This window comes from Desulfobulbus alkaliphilus, from assembly GCF_016918545.1.
In the GTDB taxonomy this organism is placed as follows: Bacteria; Desulfobacterota; Desulfobulbia; order Desulfobulbales; family Desulfobulbaceae; genus Desulfobulbus; species Desulfobulbus alkaliphilus.
Genome location: NZ_JAFFQC010000078.1, coordinates 1 through 2,527, shown reverse-complemented (window position 1 = coordinate 2,527; position 2,527 = coordinate 1). Strand labels below are relative to the sequence as shown.

The 2,527-nt window shown below is 55.9% G+C and carries 2 protein-coding genes; both read left to right on the top strand.

Annotation, left to right across the window (positions count from 1 at the left end):
* The first annotated feature begins 132 nt into the window (after positions 1 to 132).
* Positions 133 to 987, top strand: coding sequence for a DUF4338 domain-containing protein (locus JWG43_RS17370; protein ID WP_205244211.1), 855 nt, complete (start codon positions 133 to 135; stop codon positions 985 to 987).
* On the top strand, positions 984 to 2,527 hold a 1,544-nt coding region (tnpC, locus tag JWG43_RS17365; protein WP_205244210.1), incomplete at its 3' end, for an IS66 family transposase. The genes JWG43_RS17370 and tnpC, both read left to right, overlap by 4 nt.

Sequence of the window (2,527 nt, the reverse complement as noted above, 5' to 3'; positions counted from 1 at the left end):
TTGGAACGGCAACCCAGCCGACGCTCCGGTTGGTGCGATGTGGAAAAAAATTGAAGTGTAGGCGTTTTTTTACGGGACACACTGAAAGCGATAGTGTACAACTCTCCTGGATCAAGAAACCAGGAGAGTTGTATGCGCTATTGTGGACGAGAATTTTCCGAAGAAGAATTGGCCTGGATCCGGCGGCTCATCGCCGAGCGGCCGGATCTCAGCCGCAAAGACCTTTCGGTCCTCTTCTGCCAAGCGGCCTCCTGGCTGAAGCCGGACGGCGGCTTAAAGGACATGAGCTGCCGTGTTGCCATGCTGAGGATGGAGCGGGACGGCCACTTGGTCCTGCCTCCTCCCAGAGCAAAACACACCAAGCCTTATAAAAAAGTCCGCACCCTGTGGGCCTTGGAACAGGCTGAGATAACGAAGAACGCCGGTGCATTCGACCTGGTTTTCGAGCTGGTCACCAGTCGATCCAGCGCGCTGTGGAATGAGTTCATTGATCGCTACCATTACCTGGGCTACAAAACCTTGCCCGGTGCTCAGCTACGATACTTTGTCAAAGCGGAAGGGCAGATCCTTGCTCTCTTGGGTTTCGGGGCGGCAGCCTGGAAGACAGCCCCCCGCGACCTGTATATCGGTTGGGACAAAGCAACCAGGAGAAAAAACCTCCACTTGGTGGTCAACAACGCCAGGTTCCTGATCCTGCCCTGGGTACGCTCCAAAAACCTGGGATCGAGAATCCTGTCGCTGGCAAGCAAACGCCTTGGCGTAGATTGGCAGGAGCGGTACCAGTACCGTCCGGTCTTGCTGGAGACCTTTGTCGAAACCCAACGTTTCCAGGGAACCTGTTATAAGGCGGCCAACTGGCTCGAAGTAGGCGAGACCTGCGGCAAGGGCAAGCTGGGCAACAGCGAGGGGGAGGTGCCGACAAAGAGCGTCTGGCTCTATCCCCTGTGCAGGGATTTTCGCAGCCAGTTGATCGGGGCCGGACCATGACGCTCGAACGGATCGAAATCAATGGTGAGGAGGCGCAAAAACTGCTGGACCGGGTGAAAAGCTCCGTGTCGGACGAGGACTACCGGATCATCAAAGGGCTGATCGACACCCATCTGCTTCTGAACCAGGCGGTGAACGAAAAAAGTATCTCAATCAAGCGCTTACTGCAGATGATTTTCGGGGTCAAAACGGAAAAGAGCCGGAGTGGATCCAACAGCAGCGACCGCAAGAAGAGCGACAACGGAGAGAAAAAGGCCCGCGGGCATGGCAGGAACGGTGCCGAGGCCTACAGCGGTGCCGAAGAGGTGTCCATCAATCATCAGGCGCTCTCGCATTGTGATCCCTGCCCGGCCTGCCCGGATGGTCGGCTCTATCGGCAACCGAGTCCCGGGGTGGTCGTCCGCATCAAAGGAACCGCCCCCCTCTGGGCCACGGTGTATGAACTGGAAAAGCTGCGCTGTAACATCTGCGGCACAGTCTTCACCGCCGATTTGCCCTCTGGGGCCGGTACCCAGAAATATGACGAGACCGCAGCCGCCATGCTGGCCATTCTTCGCTATGGAAGCGGTCTACCCTTAAATCGTCTGGCCGGACTCCAGGCTGCCCTGGGGGTCCCCCTGGCCGCATCAACCGCTTGGGAAGAAACCGAGAAATTGGCTGACCGGATCCATCCGGCCTTCGGCGAACTTATCTTCCAAGCGGCTCAGGGTGAAATCTTCCACAACGATGACACCACCGCGAAGATCCTGGACTTGATGGCTGAAAACCGGAATGCTTCACCAGAGCTTTCCCGGACCGGTATCTTCACCACCGGCATCCTTTCGATCCTTGATGGCCGCAAAATAGCCATCTTCTGCACCGGACGTAAACACGCCGGTGAAAATCTGGCGACCCTCCTGGGCAAGCGGCAAGACGGTCTTGACCCCCCGATCCAGATGTGTGACGCCCTGTCGCGCAACACCTCCGAAGCGTTCCAGAAAGTGCTGGCACATTGTCTCACGCACGGACGACGGAACTTTGTCGACGTGGCCGAGCACTTTCCCGAGCAATGTCAATACGTCCTGGATACCTTGGGAACGGTGTACCAGCATGATGCCATTGCCGCCAGGGAAGGCATGACGTCGGCGCAACGCCTGCATTACCATCAGGTGAACAGCGGTCCATTGATGGAAAACCTGCACCACTGGTTGGGACAGCAGTTCGCTGAGAAAAAGGTCGAACCGAATTCCAGCCTGGGCAAGGCGATCAAGTACATGCTCAAGCATTGGCCGGCATTAACGCTCTTTCTCAGGGTCGAAAAGGCTCCGTTGGATAACAATATCTGCGAACAGGCACTTAAGATGGCTATTATGCACCGAAAAAACTCATTGTTTTACAAAACCGAGCATGGAGCATACATCGGCGACATGTTCATGAGCCTTATCCACACCTGCTTTCTTTGCAAGGTCAATCCATTCGAATATCTGACGGCACTGCAGAAAAACAGCGCTGATCTCTTTGCTCATCCGCACCGCTGGCTTCCTTGGAATTACAAGGAAAA

Coding starts and splice junctions, on each gene's coding strand:
- JWG43_RS17370 (WP_205244211.1), top strand. CDS start 133: ATGCGCTATTGTGGACGAGAATTTTCCGAAGAAGAATTGGCCTGGATC.